The sequence below is a fragment of the Rhodococcoides kroppenstedtii genome (assembly GCF_900111805.1).
In the GTDB taxonomy this organism is placed as follows: Bacteria; Actinomycetota; Actinomycetes; order Mycobacteriales; family Mycobacteriaceae; genus Rhodococcoides; species Rhodococcoides kroppenstedtii.
In genome coordinates this window covers 204903-220586 of sequence record NZ_FOJN01000006.1, presented here as the reverse complement: position 1 = coordinate 220586, position 15684 = coordinate 204903, and the positions used below count along the sequence as shown (strand labels likewise).

The following is a 15684-nucleotide window of genomic DNA, read 5'->3' as shown; positions in this document are numbered from 1 at the left end:
CGATAACTGTTACCGTGTGTCATAGGAAATGCTCGACGAACGAGAGTCCACGGAAAGGTTCCGCGATGCCGGCCACCGAGCGATCGACCGTCTCCCGCCCCGGCGTCGACCTGGCGGTGTTCGTCACCGGTCGCCGCGACGGCCCGACCGTCGTCCTCATGCACGGGTGGCCGGACACCCACGAGTTGTGGACGCACGTCGTCCCGCTGCTCGCCGATCGGTTCCGGGTCGTCACCTACGACGCCCGCGGCGCCGGCGCGTCGACCACCCCGCCGCGCACGCGTGACTTCCGCCTGCCCGAACTCGCCGCCGACCTCCGGGCCGTGATCGACCACGTCTCACCGACCGCCCCCGTGCACGTCCTGGCGCACGACTGGGGCGCCGTCGAAGCCTGGGAAGCCGTCGCCGAGGCGGACGCGCCGACCCGCATCGCGTCGTACACCTCCGTGTCCGGGCCCAACCTGGACCACCTCGGCCGATGGACGCGATCCCGGCTGCGCAGGCCCCGCCCCCGCGGCGTCCTGCAGGTGCTCGCCCAGATCCGCGCCTCCTGGTACACGGCCACCTTCCACGTGCCGCCGCTGGCGCGGGTGCGGATGTGGCGGATGAAGCGGAAGGGCTGGACCCGGTTCATCGGGGAGTTCTCCGGCGTGCCGGCGTCGATGGCGGTCGAGTCACCGACCCTGCTCGACGACGCCTGGAACGGGCTGCGTCGCTACCGCGCCAACCTGATCCCGCGCCTGCTCCGCCCGCGGCGCCGGTACGTCGACGTCCCCGTCCACCTGATCGTGAACATGCGGGACGCCGCCGTGCGCCCGTTCCACTACGACGACACCCATCTCTGGGTCCGCGACCTCTCCCGCACGGACCTCGACGCCGGCCACTGGTCGCCGCTCTCCCACCCGCGAGACATCGCCCGCATCACCACGACGTTCGTCGACAGTGTCGAGAGCGCGTCGACCGCAGGTCGCCGAGCGGAGCCGGCGAGACTCGCCTCCCGCTAGGCCCCGTCGACGTAGACCCAGCGCCCGTCGACGCGGGTGAAGGTGCTGGTCTCCGTCAGCCGACCGGACCGTCGGCCGTCGCGAAAGTCGGCCTCGAACTGCACCGTGCCCTCGGTGTGGAACGGGCCCCCGGCCGTCGTCGAGAGGACGTCGAGCGACGTCCACACCCGACCGTCGTCGAGATCCAGCGTTCTCGGCCGGGTCGACGGATGCCACGTCGCCAACAGGTGCGCGACGTTCCCCGTCGCGAAGGCGGTGAAGCGCGACCGCATGAGCCGCTCGGCCGTGGGTGCGGCGCGCGGGTCGGCGAGGACCGGGCCGCAGCACGCGGACATCGGCCGACCCGAGGTGCAGGGGCAGGGCTCGGGCGGGCCGTTCACGGACGCCATCCTAAAGACTCGATGCGGTGGGTCGGGCAGGACCACAGGTCGATATATCAATTTCTCGGACGAGGACTAGAGTCCGGTATACGGCCCGACAGACCCCGGGGCCCCGACTACAGTGGCGCCATGACGCTGTCGGACAGTTGGGCCAGCAAACAGGCCACGGTCACCCGAGTGGGGGCCGCCGAGGCCGTGCTGCGCGAGCTGCGCTCGGCCATCGAGGGCGGTGAGCTCGGTGTCGGCACCCGCCTGCCGTCGGAGGCCTCCCTGGCCACCCGGTTCGGCGTCAGCCGCTCGGTCGTGCGCGAGGCACTGCGCTCCACCACCGCCCTCGGGCTGACCGAAACCCATACCGGCAAGGGCACATTCGTGGTCTCGACGCGTGTCGAGGCGGACGCCGTCTTCGGCAATCACTCCGCCGAATCCCTGCGCGAGGCCCGCCCGCACATCGAGATCCCCGCCGCCGCGCTGGCCGCCGAACGCCGTTCGGACGACGACGTCGACGCGTTGCGCGAACTGCTGCGGCGCATGGAACGTGAGGCCGACCCCAAGGAGTGGGTGCGCCTCGACGGCGAGCTGCATCTGCGCATCGCCACCGCGAGCGGGAACGACGTCTTCTCCGCCGTGCTCGCCGAGATCCGCGAAGCACTCGCGGGCCAGTCCGAGCGCGTCAACCTGCTCCCCGACCGGGTGACCGCCTCGAACGCCGAACACCGCGACATCGTCGACGCCATCGCGGCGGGGTCGGCCGATGCCGCGTCGGCCGCGATGAGCCGACACCTGCGGCGGGTGCAGGACGCGTTGGGGCAGCTCAGCACACGCTGATCGGCCGGGTTGACGTGATACCCCTGGGGGGTACCCTGGAGGCATGACCACCACGAGCATCACCGTCACCGGCATGACCTGCCAACACTGCGTGAACGCCGTGACCGAGGAGGTCGGCGCCCTCGACGGCGTCACCGGAGTCACCGTCGATCTCGCCACCGGCCGGGTCGACGTCGAATCCGCCGCCCCCGTGCCGGCCGACGCTCTCGCCGCCGCCGTCGACGAGGCCGGGTACGAGATCGCGCCGTCGTGACGACGACGCCGACGTCCCCGGCCGTCGCGCCCGTGATCCGCCTCGACATCGGCGGCATGACCTGCGCGTCCTGCGCCGCTCGGATCGAGAAGAAGCTCAACCGACTCGACGGCGTGACGGCGACGGTCAACTACGCCACCGAGCAGGCCGTCGTCGAGACCGCCACCGCGACCACCGACGAGTTGGTCGCCACCGTCGAGAAGGCCGGTTACACGGCGACCGTGCCGTCGCCCGATCCCGAGCCGGACGCCGAGTCCGAATCCGCGTCCCCGCCGGCGGCCGACCCTCTCCGGACGCGCCTGGTGGTCTCCACCTGGCTCACCGTGCCCGTCGTCGCCATGGCGATGGTTCCCGCGCTGCAATTCGAGTACTGGCAGTGGCTGTCGCTGACGTTGGCCGCACCCGTCGTCGTGTGGGGCGGCCTGCCGTTCCACCGCGCCGCCTGGACCAACCTCCGCCACGGCGCCACCACCATGGACACCCTGGTGTCGGTGGGCACTCTCGCCGCCTTCGGCTGGTCTCTCTACGCGCTGTTCCTCGGACACGCCGGGATGCCGGGGATGACCCACGCCTTCCGGTTCACCGTCGAGCGGTCCGACGGTGCGGGCAACATCTACCTCGAGGCCGCCGCGGGCGTGACCACCTTCCTGCTCGCCGGTCGCTACCTGGAGGCGCGCTCGAAGCGCAGCGCCGGCGCGGCCCTGCGCGCCCTGCTCGACGTCGGGTCCAAGAACGCCACCGTCCTGCGTGACGGGCGCGAGACCACCGTCCGCGCCGACGACCTGGTGGTCGGCGACGTCCTGGTGGTGCGTCCCGGCGAGAAGATCGCGGCCGACGGCGTCGTCGCGGTGGGCACGTCGTCGATCGACGCGTCGGCGATCACCGGCGAGTCCGTCCCCGTGACGGTCGAGCCCGGCGACGCCGTCACCGGCGGCACCGTCAACGTGGGCAACGCGCTCGAGGTCACGGCCACCCGCGTCGGAGCCGACACGGCCCTGGCCCACATGGCGCGCATCGTCGAGGACGCGCAGAACGGGAAGGCCGACGCGCAACGGTTGGCCGACCGGGTCTCCGCCGTGTTCGTTCCCGTCGTCATCGCGATCGCCGCGGCCACGCTGCTCGGGTGGATGCTGCTGGACGGCAGCTGGTCCGCCGCGTTCACCGCGGCCGTCGCGGTGCTGATCATCGCGTGCCCGTGTGCCCTGGGTCTGGCGACGCCGACCGCCCTGCTCGTCGGCACTGGGCGCGGTGCCCAGCTCGGCGTGCTCATCAAGGGTCCGGAGGTCCTCGAGCAGACGCGCCGGGTGGACACCGTGGTGCTCGACAAGACCGGCACGGTCACCACGGGCGTCATGACGGTGCGGTCGGTGGTCACGGACGACTCCCTCGGCCTCGACTCGGCGGCGGCCCTGCGCCTGGCCGCCGGAGCCGAGTCGCGCTCCGAGCATCCCGTGGCGCGTGCGATCGTGCGCGCCGCCCGGACCGTGCCGGCCGCGACGAACGTGGAGAACCTGCCCGGCCTCGGTGTCCGCGCGACGGTGGACGGTCGCCGAGTCACCGTCGGTCGGCCCGACCTGGTCGGCGGGCTGCCCTCGACCCTCGCCGACGCCGTCGCCGCAGCCGAGACCGCCGGCGCGACGGCCGTCGTCGTCGCGGTGGACGATCGGCCGACGGCCGTCGTCGCCGTGGCCGACACGGTGAAGGACACCTCGGCCGACGCGATCCGCGGACTGCGAGATCTCGGCCTCGAGCCGATCCTCCTGACCGGTGACAACGCGGCCGCCGCGCAAGACGTCGCCACGCGCGTGGGCATCGACCGCGTGCTGGCAGGGGTTCTGCCGGAGGGCAAGGTGTCGGCGATCGCCGATCTGCAGCGCGAAGGCCGGGTCGTCGCGATGGTCGGCGACGGCGTCAACGACGCGGCGGCTCTGGCGACGGCGGATCTGGGGTTGTCGATGGGCACCGGCACCGACGCCGCCATCGAAGCGGGGGATCTCACGCTGGTGCGCGGCGATCTGCGCACCGCCGTCGACGCCGTCCGCCTGTCCCGCGCGACCCTGCGGACCATCAGGACCAACCTGTTCTGGGCGTTCGCCTACAACGTCGCCGCGATTCCGCTGGCCGCGGCGGGCATGTTGAATCCCATGTTCGCCGGTGCGGCCATGGCACTGAGTTCCGTGTTCGTGGTGACCAATTCGCTGCGCCTGCGCCGATTCCGATCCGCGGTGACCGAGCGGTCCGTTCCCCCGGCGGAGGGTCCGACACGGGACTAGTCTCTCGCGCATGACCGTGATGCAGGACGGTGCGCGGCGAGCCGCGGCACCCGGCCGAGCCGACGAGTTCATGACCCTCGCCGAGCCGCACCGGCGCGAGCTGCTGGCGCACTGCTACCGCATGACGGGGTCGATCCACGACGCCGAGGATCTGGTGCAGGACACGTTCGTCCGCGGATGGAAGGCGTACGGAAACTTCAAGGGCGACTCGTCGCTACGCACCTGGCTGTACCGCATCGCCACCAACACCTGCCTGACGTCGCTCGAGGGTCGCTCCCGCCGTCCCCTGCCGTCCGGACTGGGCGCGCCCTCGTCCGACCCGTCGGACGAGTTGGTCGAACGTCACGAGATCGCCTGGCTCGAGCCGTTCCCCAGCCGGGATTCCGACGACGATCCGGCCACGGCGGCGGTCACCCGCGATTCCGTGCGGCTGGCCTTCGTCGCTGCGCTGCAACACCTCTCGGCTCGGCAGCGCGCGGTGCTGGTGCTGCGCGAGGTGCTGCAGTGGAAGGCGGCGGAGGTGGCCGAGCTGCTGGGCACCTCCACTGCGGCGGTCAACAGCCTGCTCCAGCGTGCCCGCGGCCAGATCGAGCAGATCATGCCCAGCGAGGACGACGTCGACGAGCCGGAATCACCGGAGACGCGCGAACTCCTGCAGCGCTACGTCGAGGGCTTCGAGACCTACGACATCGACGGCATCGTGAAGCTCTTCGCCGCCGAAGCGGTCTGGGAGATGCCGCCGTTCACGGGCTGGTACCGCGGGCCGACCGACATCGGCGGACTCATCTCCACCAAGTGCCCGGCCACGGGGCCCGAGTCGATGCGCATGGTCGAGACCGTCGCCAACGGTCAGCCGGCCTTCGGGCTCTACATGCTCGGCGAGGACGGGGTCCACCGCGCGTTCCAGCTGCACGTCCTCGAGATCGTCGACGGGCAGGTCGCGCACGTGACGTGCTTCTTCGACCTCGACCTGTTCGAGCGTTTCGGGCTGCCCGCCACCTACCCGGGCTGACCGTTGGACCCGGGTCTCAGGCCACTGCGGCGTGCAGATGCTCCTGCGCGAGCAGGCGGTACGAGGCGAGACGCTCCTCGGTGTCGTCGATGCCGCTGGCCACGATGACCTCGTCCACTCCGTAGCGGTCCGCGAACTGCGTGATGTAGCTCGACGCCTCGGCCGGCGTACCGACGGCGGTGAACTTGGTCATCCCCTGGATCTGCCGCCCGGCCGGCGAGTCCATGATGAGGTCGACCTCCTCCGGCGTGAAGGTCTGCCCGCGGCCGACCATCTGCACCACGCGTCGGCGGATGCCCTGCTCGAGCAACTCGTGGGCCCGCGCGGCGCTCTCGGAGACCACGGCGTTGACGCCGGCGATGACGTAGGGCTCGGCCAGGCTCGCCGACGGGCGGAACGTCTCCCGGTACACCGAGACGGCCTCGCCCAGAGAATCCGGGGCGAAGTGCGACGCGTTGGCGTAGGGGAGGCCGAGGTGAGCCGCGAGCTGCGCGCCGAACAACGACGAGCCGAGGATGTAGAGGGGGACGTTCGTCCCGGCTCCGGGGACGGCCGCGACGCCCGGGACCCGGCTCGTGCCCGCGAGGTACGCCTGGAGTTCGATGACGTCCTGCGGGAAGGTGTCGGCCGACGAGGGATCCCGGCGCAACGCCCGCATGGTGTTCTGGTCCGATCCCGGTGCGCGGCCGAGACCGAGGTCGATGCGGCCCGGATGCAGGGTCTCCAGAGTCCCGAACTGCTCGGCGATGGTCAGCGGGGAATGATTCGGCAGCATCACACCGCCGGCGCCCAGGCGGATGGTCGACGTGTGCGCGGCGACGTGTGCGATGACCACCGACGTCGCCGACGAGGCGATCGAGGGCATGTTGTGGTGCTCGGCGTACCAGACCCGGCGATAACCCGATTCCTCCGCCGCCTGCGCCAGCGCCACGCTGGCCGCGAAACTGTCGGCGGCCGTGCGGCCCTCGGCGATATGGGCGAGATCCAGAACGGACAGCGACACGACCACGGCGATACACCTTTCGATAGCGACTTCTCGGGGTTGCAACCGCGGGGGTGTCTCCGTTGTTCCCCGGACCTACCGCTCGGTTCCGACGCCCCCGAATCGCCGACGACAAACCCGCTCTCGCATTGTTCCGGGCAGCATGGATAAACTCCGGGTCGGAACCGTATTCCACCCGACCCGTCCGACCTGTCGGCCCGTCGTGGTCGGTCTCGGTCGGGGAGTTTCCATCACGTCGAACAGAAGGGCCGTCATGGCGAAGCAGGTCTACGTGGAATTGGTCGACGACATCGACGGTTCGCCCATCAAATCAGGCAAAGGGGAAACCATCGGATTCGCCGTCGACGGCGTCGATTACGAAATCGATCTCGGCACCAAGAATGCCAAGGAATTCCGGAAGCAGCTCGATTACTGGACCGGCTACGCCACCAAGTTGAACGGGCGCACGAAGAAGGCGAGCGCGAAGAAGGCGGCGTCCACCACGTCGACCCGAGATCCGTTGCAGACCAAGGCCATCCGGGAATGGGCGAGCCAGAACGGATACACCGTCTCGGCACGCGGCCGCATTCCCGCCGACGTCGAAGAGGCCTACAACGCGGCTCAGTAACCTCGGCGACTCCGCCGGTGCCGCAGAACGAGGACGCGTCCGATCAGCCCGAGGGTGACCACGGCCGTGCCCGTCGCGACGGAGGCCGGCGGCAACGTCACCACCAGCGCACCGCAGCCGAGCAGCCCCACCCCCTGGAGAATGCGGGGATACCGCCGCGCCGTGCCGCGTTGCCGCGCCGCAGCGATATTGGCCACCGCGTAGTAGAGCAGCACCCCGAACGACGAGAATCCGATCATCTCGCGAATATCGACCGTCGCCGCGAGAATCACGATCACCGCTGCGATCGCCAGGGTGGCCGCCCGCGGTGTCGATCGCGCGTCGTCGATGCGCGCCAGCCGTGCCGGAAGGTCACCCTCCCGCGCCATGGCCAGGGTGGTCCGGGAGAGTCCGGCGAGCAGCGCCAGCAACGCACCCGAGGACGCGAGGACCGCGGCGCCCCGCACCGCCGCGTCCAGCGCCGGGTGGCCGAGCTCGGCGACGGCGGCCGCGAGCGGAGCCGGGGACCCGGCCACACCGTCGGCCCCGAGAATGCCGAGCACGGTCACCGCGACGGCCGTGTACGCGATGATCACGACCACGAAGGCGATCACGACGGCCCGCGGGATGGTTCGCGCCGGATCACGCACCTCCTCACCGAGGGTGGCGATGCGGGCGTATCCCGCGAAGGCGAAGAACAGAATCCCTGCCGCCCCCAGCAGCCCGGCGGGGCTCGGGCCGCCCGTCGGGACGACGGCGGCCAGGTCGGGTGACGACGACGCTCCGGCCACCACCGCGGCCAGCAGGACGGCGCCCACCACCGCCACCACGACGCGTGTGGCGAAGGCCGTGCGCGTGATGCCGGCGAGGTCGATGGCGGTCACCACGACGACCACCAGGACGGCGACCGGCCGCGCGTGGTCGGGCCAGGCGTAGGCGCCGACGGTCCAGGCCATCGCGGCGCAGCTCGCGGTCTTGCCCACCAGGAAGCACCAGCCCGCGGCGAACCCCCACCAGTCGTCCAGTTCGGCCCGGCCGTAGGCGTACACACCGCCCGACGTCGGATGCTGCGCGGCCAACTGGGCCGTGGACGTCGCGTTGCAGAAGGCCACCACGGCGGCAACCGCCAGGGCGGGCAGCAACCAGGACCCGGCAGCCGCCGCGGCCGGACCCAGCGCGGCGAAGATCCCCGCCCCGATCATCGATCCCACCCCGATGGCCACCGCGTCGAACGTTCCGAGTCGTCTCGCGAGCGGCACGGCGGTCACTCTAGGCGGCCGGCGCGCGACGAGCATTTCGATGAATGACGATTAACCGAAACCGGCCCGCTGTGGGGTGCGCTGCGTTAGCGTCGGGCGCACCGACCGCCCACCCACCCCGGAGGATCCCGTGCCCGAGCCGTCCCTGTCCGCCGGTGAGACCACCACACCGCTGCTCACCGACACGATCGGTGACGACTTCGACCGCACCGTCGCCCGCGTCGGGTCGAACGACGCACTGATCGACGTCGCGTCGGGACGCCGCTGGACGTACGACGAGCTGCGTCGCGACGTCGACGCCGTCGCCCGCGGACTGATGGCCGACGGGGTCGCGGTGGGGGACCGCGTCGCTGTCTGGGCACCCAACCGGCCCGAGTGGACGATCCTGCAGTACGCCACCGCCAAGATCGGCGCGGTGCTGGTCACCGTCAACCCGGCCTACCGCGCGCGAGAGCTGCAGTACGTGCTGACGCAGGCGCAGGTGTCGATCCTGGTGGCCGTCACCGCCCACGCGTCCAGTGACTACGCCGCGATGATCGAGGAGGTCCGCGGCGACTGCCCCGAGCTGCGCCGCGTGGTGTTCATGGACACCGACGACTGGGCCTCGGTCGCGCAGGCGGGGGAGGCCGTGTCGGCGGAGACGTTGGCGGCCCGCTCGGCCGAGCTGACAGCGGACGACCCGATCAACATCCAGTACACCTCGGGCACCACCGGGTTCCCGAAGGGCGCCACCCTGAGCCACCGGAACATCCTCAACAACGGCTATTTCGTCGGTGAGCTCTGCCATTACACGGAGCAGGATCGCGTCTGCATTCCGGTGCCGTTCTATCACTGCTTCGGCATGGTGATGGGCAATCTCGCCTGCACCTCGCACGGTGCGGCCATGGTGATTCCGGGCCCGTCGTTCGACCCCGCGGCGGTGCTGCGGGCCGTGTCGGCGGAGCGATGCACCTCGCTCTACGGCGTGCCGACCATGTTCATCGCCGTCCTCGCGGCCCTCGGCGACAGTGCCGCCGAGGACGAGAGCGGCACCGCCGCGGGCTACGACCTCGGCACCCTCCGCACCGGCATCATGGCCGGCTCGCCGTGCCCCACCGAGGTGATGAAGCAGGTGATCGAGGTCCTCGGGATGACCGAGGTGTCCATCGCGTACGGAATGACGGAGACGTCACCGGTCTCCCTGCAGACTCGCTCCGACGACACCCTCGAGCAGCGGGTGTCCACGGTCGGCCGCGTCGGCCCGCACCTCGAGGTGAAGATCGTCGATCCCGTCACGGGGGAGACGGTGCCGCGCGGCGAGCCGGGCGAGCTGTGCACCCGCGGCTACTCCGTGATGATCGGCTACTGGAACAACCCGGAGAAGACCGCCGAGGCCATCGACGACGAGCGATGGATGCACACCGGCGACATCGGCGTCATGGACGACGACGGCTACGTCGCGGTCACCGGGCGCATCAAGGACATGGTGATCCGGGGCGGGGAGAACATCTACCCGCGCGAGATCGAGGAGTTCCTCTACACCCATCCCGACATCCTCGACGCGCAGGTGGTCGGCATTCCCGACTCGAAGTACGGCGAGGAGCTGCTGGCCTGCGTGCGGCTGCGCGACGGGGCGGCAAACCTCACCGCGGACGACCTGCGGGAGTTCTGCCGAGGCAAGTTGGCGCACTACAAGATTCCGCGGTACGTCGAGGTGCTCGACGAGTTCCCGATGACCGTGACCGGCAAGGTGCGCAAGGTGGAGCTGCGGGAGCGGTTCGCGCGGTAGTCGGGACTCGTCAAGCTCGGAAGAGCATGGTCTCGGCCGTGAGGCCGGGACCGAACGCCATCGCGCACCCCCGCCCGGTGTCGCCGCGGTCCATCATCTCCTTCAGCACGAAGAGCACGGTGGCCGAGGACATGTTGCCGTAGTCGTCCAGGACCGTCCGGGACGCCGACAACCGGTCCGGTGTCAGCTCGAGGGCGCCCTCCACCGCGTCGAGAATGGACCGTCCTCCGGGGTGGATCGCCCAGAGGTCGATCGACGACGGCTCCGCGCCCGCGAGCACCGTCTTCATCGTGGGTGCGTCGAGCGCGCGTGACAGCGAGCCCGGCACCTTGCCGGACAACACCATGTCGAAGCCCATCCCGCCGATCCGCCACGTGATCAGCTCGCGAGAATCCTCGATCATCAGCGCCTGGAACGACTCGAGGGCGAGACCCTGTTCGTCGGCCGTCACCAGCACCGCCGCCGCGCCGTCGCCGAACACGAGGAACGAGAGCATCGTCTCGAGGTCCTGCGTGGACTGCATGTGCAGCGAGCACAGCTCCACACTGACCACCAGGACACGCGCGGTCGGCTCGGACCGGACGATGTGGTGCGCCAGCTTGAGACCGTTGATGCCGGCGAAGCAGCCCATGAAGCCCACCTGGGTGCGCTCGACGGTGGTCGGGACGCCGCAGCGACGCATGATCTCGAAATCGATACCGGGGGAATAGAACCCGGTGCAGGTCAACACGATCAGATGGGTGACGTCGGCCGCGGCGGGGCCCAGTCCCAGCCCGTCCACCGCGCGCACCGCCAGGTCCGGTGCGCTGCGCTCGAACTCGATCATGCGCGTCTCGGTGTCGACGGCATTGGGATCGTCGCCGTAGAAACTCGCGACGGACGGGAACGCCGCCCACCGGTGCGAGATCTGGGCACGCTCGGCCATCCGACGGAAGAGCAGATGCTTGCGCCGCTCGTCGAAGGAGTTCTGGGCGTACTCGACGAAGTCGTCGTGCACGTCGTACTCGGGTACCGCGGTGGAGATCGCGTTGACGTAGGCGGTGGTGGGACTCACCCCACCGGGGTTCCCGCCCACCGCATCGCCAACCACCGCGACAATGGCGGGCATGCGCATCGAAGATCGTGACTGGGTGGAGAACGCGCTGCGGATCGTCGAGGCCGACGCCAACCGCAGCGCGGACACCCACCTGCACCCGTTCCCCCTGCCCGCGTCGTGGGGGATCGACCTCTACCTCAAGGACGAGTCGGTGCACCCCACCGGCTCGCTCAAGCATCGCCTGGCGCGCTCGCTCTTCCTGTTCGGGCTCGCCAACGGCGACATCGGCCCGGACACCACCCTGGTGGAGGCGTCGTCCGGCTCGACCGCGGTGTCCGAGGCCTACTTCGCTCGACTGATCGGGCTGGAATTCGTCGCCGTGATGCCGGCGTCCACCTCGCCCGCCAAGATTGCCCTCATCGAGCGGTACGGCGGCATCTGTCGCCTGGTCGAGTCCTCGGGCGCGGTGTACGACGTCGCGGAAGAGCTGGGCGCACAGGAGAACTGGTTGTACCTCGATCAGTTCACCAACGCCTCGGTGGTCACCGACTGGCGCGGGAACAACTCCATCGCGGCCTCCATCTTCGATCAGATGTCCCTGGAACGGTTCCCCGTCCCCTCGTGGGTCGTGGTCGGCGCGGGCACCGGCGGGACGTCGGCCACCATCGGCCGGTACGTGCGCTACCGCCGCGTCCCGACGCGCGTCTGCGTCGTCGATCCCGAGGGCTCGGCCTTCCACGACGCCTGGCTCACCGGCCGTCGCGACGTCGTCGGCACCGGATCCCGCATCGAGGGCATCGGTCGCCCGCGCGTCGAGCCGTCGTTCGTCCCCGCGGTCATCGAACGGATGGAGCGCGTGCCGGACGCCGCGTCGGTCGCCGCCGCGCGCATGCTCGGCCGGGTCACCGGACTCCATGCCGGCGGGTCGACGGGAACCAACCTGATCGGCGCGTTCCGCCTGATCTCGGAGATGCGCGCGGCGGGGGAGCGGGGCAGCATCGTCACCCTGCTCTGCGACGGCGGGGAGCGGTACGAGCACACCTACTACGACGACGCGTGGGTGGCCGAGCGTGGGTGGGACCTCGCCGCCGAGCACGACCGCATCGACCGGTTCCTCGCCACGGGCGAGTTCTCCGGCGCGTCGTGAGCGCGGACTAGCCTGGCGTCATGGCCGAGAACGAGAATTCTTCCTCAACTGCGTCGTCCGAGCCCACGTCGTCCGAACCCAAGGGCGGCCGTCCGGGTCCGGCGGACCAGGGCGGCGCCGGCGGCATGGCGACCCGGGAGAACGCGCCCGAGGTGGCCGAGACCGAAGCGCGCGAAGGCACCGACTGACGTGGTCCCCATCGGCCGGGCGACGGTCCGGGACGCCGATCCTGCTGTGCTGTACCGCATTCTGCGTCTGCGGACACAGGTGTTCGTCCACGAGCAGCGCATCGTGGACGAGGAGGAGATCGACGGTCGGGACCTCGAGGACACCACCACCTTGTTCTGGGTGGAGGAGAACGGGGAGGTCCTGGCCACCCTCCGCCTGCTCCAGGACGACCTGCCGGCGCATGTCGGCCGCGTGGCGACGGCGCAGCAGGCCCGCGGTCGCGGTCTCGCGGCCGACCTGGTGCGGGCCGCGCTGGAGCACGCGGGAACCGACGTCGCCATCTCCGCACAGGCCTACCTCGAGGGCTGGTACGGGCGCCTGGGGTTCGTCCGGACGGGGGAGAACTACCTCGAGGCGGGCATAGACCACGTGCCCATGCTGTTCACGCGACCGTGACCGGTCAGGAGCGAGGCCAGTCGGCGAGATCCGCGGCGACGGCCGCGGTGCTGCGCAGGAACTCCAGCAGCAGTGCGTCGGGATCCTCGGCCCGACGGACGTCGGCGTAGGGCAGGACGAACTCGCCCAGCGCCGCGTCCCAGTGGGCGGCGGCCGGGGTCACGGCGGCCTCGGCGAACCCCTCGGGCTGCGGATAGGCGTAGGAGTAGAACACCCCTTCCGACGCGCCGCCGGGCCAGTAGCCGGCGCTGGAAAGTTCGGCGCGGTAGGCCTCGTGCATCACCCAGTCGGGGCAGTTCGGGATGCCGCCGGGATGGGTCGGCGCCGGCCGCCCCGAGAACCGCGTGACCGCCAGATCGAAAGCACCCCAGAAGAAGTGCGACGGGCTGGACTTGCCGTCGAACTCGGCGCGGAACCGGGAGAAGACCCGATCCGCGGAGACCAGGGATCGCCAGAAGCGGTGCGCCGCCTCGGCGTCGTAACTCGCGTGGACGGTGTCGTCGGCGAACGGAATCGCGGTCTCCAGTTCGACGGGCACGGGCAGATACGTCACCCGGACGTCGAGTGCCCCCAGCATCGCGTCGAACTCTCGATGGAAGTCGGCCACGGACATGGGCCGCAGATCGACGCGGCGGGTGTCGCCGCGCGTCGTCGTGGCGATCAGGGCGTGCTCGACGAAGTCGAACCGGATCTCGAGGCCGCCGTCCCGGTAGGGCATCAGCGACGTCGTCAAGCCCGTGGCGTCGACGTAGAGCGTGACGCCCCACCAGTGATTGACCGGCGGCGCGAGCGCCATCCGCACCTTGCCGACGATCTGCGTCCAGAGATGCAGGGTGTCACGGGTGTCCTGCCAGGACTCCACCTCGAGCGCAGGCCAGAATTCGTGCGTCACACCACGAATCCAATCACGGTTCGGTGCAGAAATCCCCCGTGAGCGTGGAGAACTGCACCGAAAATGCCGGCCGGTCCGCTAGCGTCGGGCGGGTGACGGACGAGTCGGTGACGGTGCTGGTCTACAGCAGTCGCGCCGACACGCGCGCCCTCGTGCACGCCGCCCTCGGCACCCGTCCGCATCCCGACCTGCCGCCCGTGACGTATCTCGACGTCGCGACGGGCCCCATGGTGGTCCGCCATCTCGACGCCGGCACCGTGGACCTCGCGATCCTCGACGGTGAGGCGGCCCCGGTGGGCGGCATGGGCCTGGCCAAGCAGGTGCGCGACGAGGTCGAGGTCTGCCCGCCGCTCCTGGTCCTCACCGGTCGGCCGCAGGACGCCTGGCTGGCGGACTGGTCGCGGGCGGACGCGATCGTCTCGCACCCCATCGACCCGTTCGAGCTCGGCCGCGCGGTCACCGCGCTCCTGCGACAGCACAGCTGACCCGCGAGGTCGCGCGGGGATCACGATCCGACACCGCCGCGAACCCGAGTGTCGAAACCGGACCGCCCGCGACGGGAACGTCCTAGTGTGTGACTCGGATCACGTGAGAAGAGGTCACCACCTTCGACACGGGCAGGAGTGAGCGGTGAACGCCGACGCATACGTTCCGATTCTGGTTCTCGGTGCGATAGCCGTTGCGTTCGCGGTGTTCTCGGTATTCGTGGCGTCCGCGGTGGGCCCGAGGCGCTACAACCGAGCGAAGCTCGAGGCGTACGAATGCGGCGTCGCGCCCACCCCGCAGCGCCCCGGTGGCGGCCGCTTTCCGGTCAAGTTCTACCTGACCGCAATGCTTTTCATCATCTTCGACATCGAGATCGTCTTTCTCTACCCCTGGGCGGTGCACTACGAGGCGCTCGGCGTGTTCGGGCTGCTCGCCATGGGGCTGTTCATCGTCAACGTCTCCGTCGCCTACGCGTACGAGTGGCGACGCGGAGGGCTCAGCTGGGAGTGATCGACCGGACGCGGGTCCCGACGACCCGCGAGAGGTGAGGTGCGCATGGGCGTCGAGGAGAAGCTGCCGAGCGGCTTCCTGCTGACCACCGTCGAGGGGCTGGCGGGCTTCGCTCGCAAGGGCTCGCTGTGGCCCGCGACCTTCGGACTCGCCTGCTGCGCCATCGAGATGATGTCGACCACCTCGGGCCGGTTCGACCTCGCGCGGTTCGGCATGGAGGCGTTCCGCGCGTCGCCGCGGCAGGCGGACCTCATGATCGTGGCCGGACGCGTCAGTCAGAAGATGGCGCCGGTGCTGCGGCAGGTGTACGACCAGATGGCGGAGCCGAAATGGGTTCTGGCCATGGGGGTCTGCGCGTCCTCCGGCGGGATGTTCAACAACTACGCCGTGGTGCAGGGTGTCGACCACGTGGTGCCCGTGGACATCTATCTCCCCGGCTGCCCGCCGCGTCCGGAGATGCTCATCAACGCGATCCTCACCCTGCACGCGTCGATCGCCCGCATGCCCCTGGGTGTCGACCGCGAGCGGGCGGTGCGGGAGGCGGAGGCTGCGGCTCTCTCGGTGCCCGGCACGGACCCGACGTTCCTCGACCTGCCGGCGGTGCCGCGGTGACGGGGCCGACC

The 15684-nt window shown here is 70.4% G+C and carries 18 protein-coding genes; 13 read left to right on the top strand and 5 right to left on the bottom strand.

Annotated features, from left to right (window positions below; genetic code table 11):
- Positions 1 to 65: 65 nt before the first annotated feature.
- On the top strand, positions 66 to 1004 hold the full coding sequence (locus BMZ18_RS09560; protein WP_068364766.1) for an alpha/beta fold hydrolase: 939 nt from the start codon (positions 66 to 68) through the stop codon (positions 1002 to 1004).
- On the opposite strand, the gene BMZ18_RS09555 is transcribed toward BMZ18_RS09560, so the two are convergent.
- On the bottom strand, positions 1001 to 1393 hold the full coding sequence (locus tag BMZ18_RS09555; RefSeq protein WP_068364769.1) for a YchJ family protein: 393 nt from the start codon (positions 1391 to 1393) through the stop codon (positions 1001 to 1003). The two genes, BMZ18_RS09560 and BMZ18_RS09555, sit on opposite strands and share 4 nt — an antisense overlap.
- A gap of 120 nt (positions 1394 to 1513) precedes the next feature.
- Between BMZ18_RS09555 and BMZ18_RS09550 the strand changes: the two genes are divergently transcribed.
- Genes BMZ18_RS09550 through BMZ18_RS09535 form a run of 4 tightly spaced genes read left to right on the top strand, consistent with a single transcriptional unit; the run spans position 1514 to position 5750 of the window.
- On the top strand, positions 1514 to 2212 hold the full coding sequence (locus BMZ18_RS09550; protein WP_068145699.1) for a FadR/GntR family transcriptional regulator: 699 nt from the start codon (positions 1514 to 1516) through the stop codon (positions 2210 to 2212).
- Positions 2213 to 2255: 43 nt separating this feature from the next.
- Positions 2256 to 2465: a heavy-metal-associated domain-containing protein gene (locus BMZ18_RS09545; RefSeq protein WP_068104596.1), complete on the top strand. Its 210-nt coding sequence runs from the start codon at positions 2256 to 2258 to the stop codon at positions 2463 to 2465.
- Entirely contained in the window at positions 2462 to 4738 is a 2277-nt protein-coding gene (locus BMZ18_RS09540; RefSeq protein WP_280141972.1) for a heavy metal translocating P-type ATPase, read from the top strand. Before BMZ18_RS09545 ends, BMZ18_RS09540 begins: the two co-directional genes overlap by 4 nt.
- A gap of 19 nt (positions 4739 to 4757) precedes the next feature.
- Complete coding sequence (locus BMZ18_RS09535) at positions 4758 to 5750, top strand: sigma-70 family RNA polymerase sigma factor (protein WP_068364783.1); 993 nt, start codon at positions 4758 to 4760, stop codon at positions 5748 to 5750.
- Between the two features lie 16 nt (positions 5751 to 5766).
- Here the strand turns inward: BMZ18_RS09535 and BMZ18_RS09530 are convergent, their stop codons facing one another.
- Positions 5767 to 6759 (bottom strand): LLM class flavin-dependent oxidoreductase, encoded by a 993-nt coding sequence (locus BMZ18_RS09530; RefSeq protein ID WP_068364774.1) that lies wholly within the window; start codon positions 6757 to 6759, stop codon positions 5767 to 5769.
- Between the two features lie 247 nt (positions 6760 to 7006).
- Between BMZ18_RS09530 and BMZ18_RS09525 the strand changes: the two genes are divergently transcribed.
- Positions 7007 to 7360, top strand: coding sequence for a histone-like nucleoid-structuring protein Lsr2 (locus BMZ18_RS09525; protein WP_068104591.1), 354 nt, complete (start codon positions 7007 to 7009; stop codon positions 7358 to 7360).
- Here the strand turns inward: BMZ18_RS09525 and BMZ18_RS09520 are convergent.
- Positions 7354 to 8634, bottom strand: a complete 1281-nt coding sequence (locus BMZ18_RS09520; RefSeq protein ID WP_068364777.1) for an APC family permease — start codon at positions 8632 to 8634, stop codon at positions 7354 to 7356. The genes BMZ18_RS09525 and BMZ18_RS09520 overlap by 7 nt on opposite strands.
- Before the next feature lie 94 nt (positions 8635 to 8728).
- Here BMZ18_RS09520 and BMZ18_RS09515 point away from each other — a divergent pair, with 94 nt between their 5' ends.
- Complete coding sequence (locus BMZ18_RS09515; protein WP_074922120.1) at positions 8729 to 10366, top strand: AMP-binding protein; 1638 nt, start codon at positions 8729 to 8731, stop codon at positions 10364 to 10366.
- 10 nt (positions 10367 to 10376) lie between these two features.
- Here the strand turns inward: BMZ18_RS09515 and BMZ18_RS09510 are convergent, their stop codons facing one another.
- Entirely contained in the window at positions 10377 to 11420 is a 1044-nt protein-coding gene (locus BMZ18_RS09510) for a type III polyketide synthase (protein ID WP_068364739.1), read from the bottom strand.
- Positions 11421 to 11472: 52 nt separating this feature from the next.
- Here BMZ18_RS09510 and BMZ18_RS09505 point away from each other — a divergent pair, with 52 nt between their 5' ends.
- Genes BMZ18_RS09505 through BMZ18_RS09500 form a run of 3 tightly spaced genes read left to right on the top strand, consistent with a single transcriptional unit; the run spans position 11473 to position 13173 of the window.
- Positions 11473 to 12549, top strand: coding sequence for a PLP-dependent cysteine synthase family protein (locus BMZ18_RS09505; protein WP_068364681.1), 1077 nt, complete (start codon positions 11473 to 11475; stop codon positions 12547 to 12549).
- 20 nt (positions 12550 to 12569) lie between these two features.
- Complete coding sequence (locus BMZ18_RS19665; RefSeq protein ID WP_167322373.1) at positions 12570 to 12737, top strand: hypothetical protein; 168 nt, start codon at positions 12570 to 12572, stop codon at positions 12735 to 12737.
- A 1-nt stretch (position 12738) separates the two neighbouring features.
- On the top strand, positions 12739 to 13173 hold the full coding sequence (locus BMZ18_RS09500) for a GNAT family N-acetyltransferase (RefSeq protein ID WP_068364684.1): 435 nt from the start codon (positions 12739 to 12741) through the stop codon (positions 13171 to 13173).
- A gap of 4 nt (positions 13174 to 13177) precedes the next feature.
- On the opposite strand, the gene BMZ18_RS09495 is transcribed toward BMZ18_RS09500, so the two are convergent.
- Entirely contained in the window at positions 13178 to 14065 is an 888-nt protein-coding gene (locus BMZ18_RS09495; protein ID WP_068364687.1) for a DUF5996 family protein, read from the bottom strand.
- A gap of 92 nt (positions 14066 to 14157) precedes the next feature.
- Between BMZ18_RS09495 and BMZ18_RS09490 the strand changes: the two genes are divergently transcribed.
- The 3 genes from BMZ18_RS09490 (at position 14158) to BMZ18_RS09480 (ending at position 15673) form a co-directional block, all read left to right on the top strand.
- The gene (locus BMZ18_RS09490; protein WP_082834018.1) at positions 14158 to 14550 is read left to right on the top strand and encodes a response regulator transcription factor; all 393 of its coding nucleotides are present in this window, start codon (positions 14158 to 14160) and stop codon (positions 14548 to 14550) included.
- 145 nt (positions 14551 to 14695) lie between these two features.
- Positions 14696 to 15061, top strand: coding sequence for an NADH-quinone oxidoreductase subunit A (locus BMZ18_RS09485; RefSeq protein ID WP_068104574.1), 366 nt, complete (start codon positions 14696 to 14698; stop codon positions 15059 to 15061).
- A 45-nt stretch (positions 15062 to 15106) separates the two neighbouring features.
- The gene (locus BMZ18_RS09480; RefSeq protein WP_068364749.1) at positions 15107 to 15673 is read left to right on the top strand and encodes a NuoB/complex I 20 kDa subunit family protein; all 567 of its coding nucleotides are present in this window, start codon (positions 15107 to 15109) and stop codon (positions 15671 to 15673) included.
- Positions 15674 to 15684 lie beyond the last annotated feature (11 nt).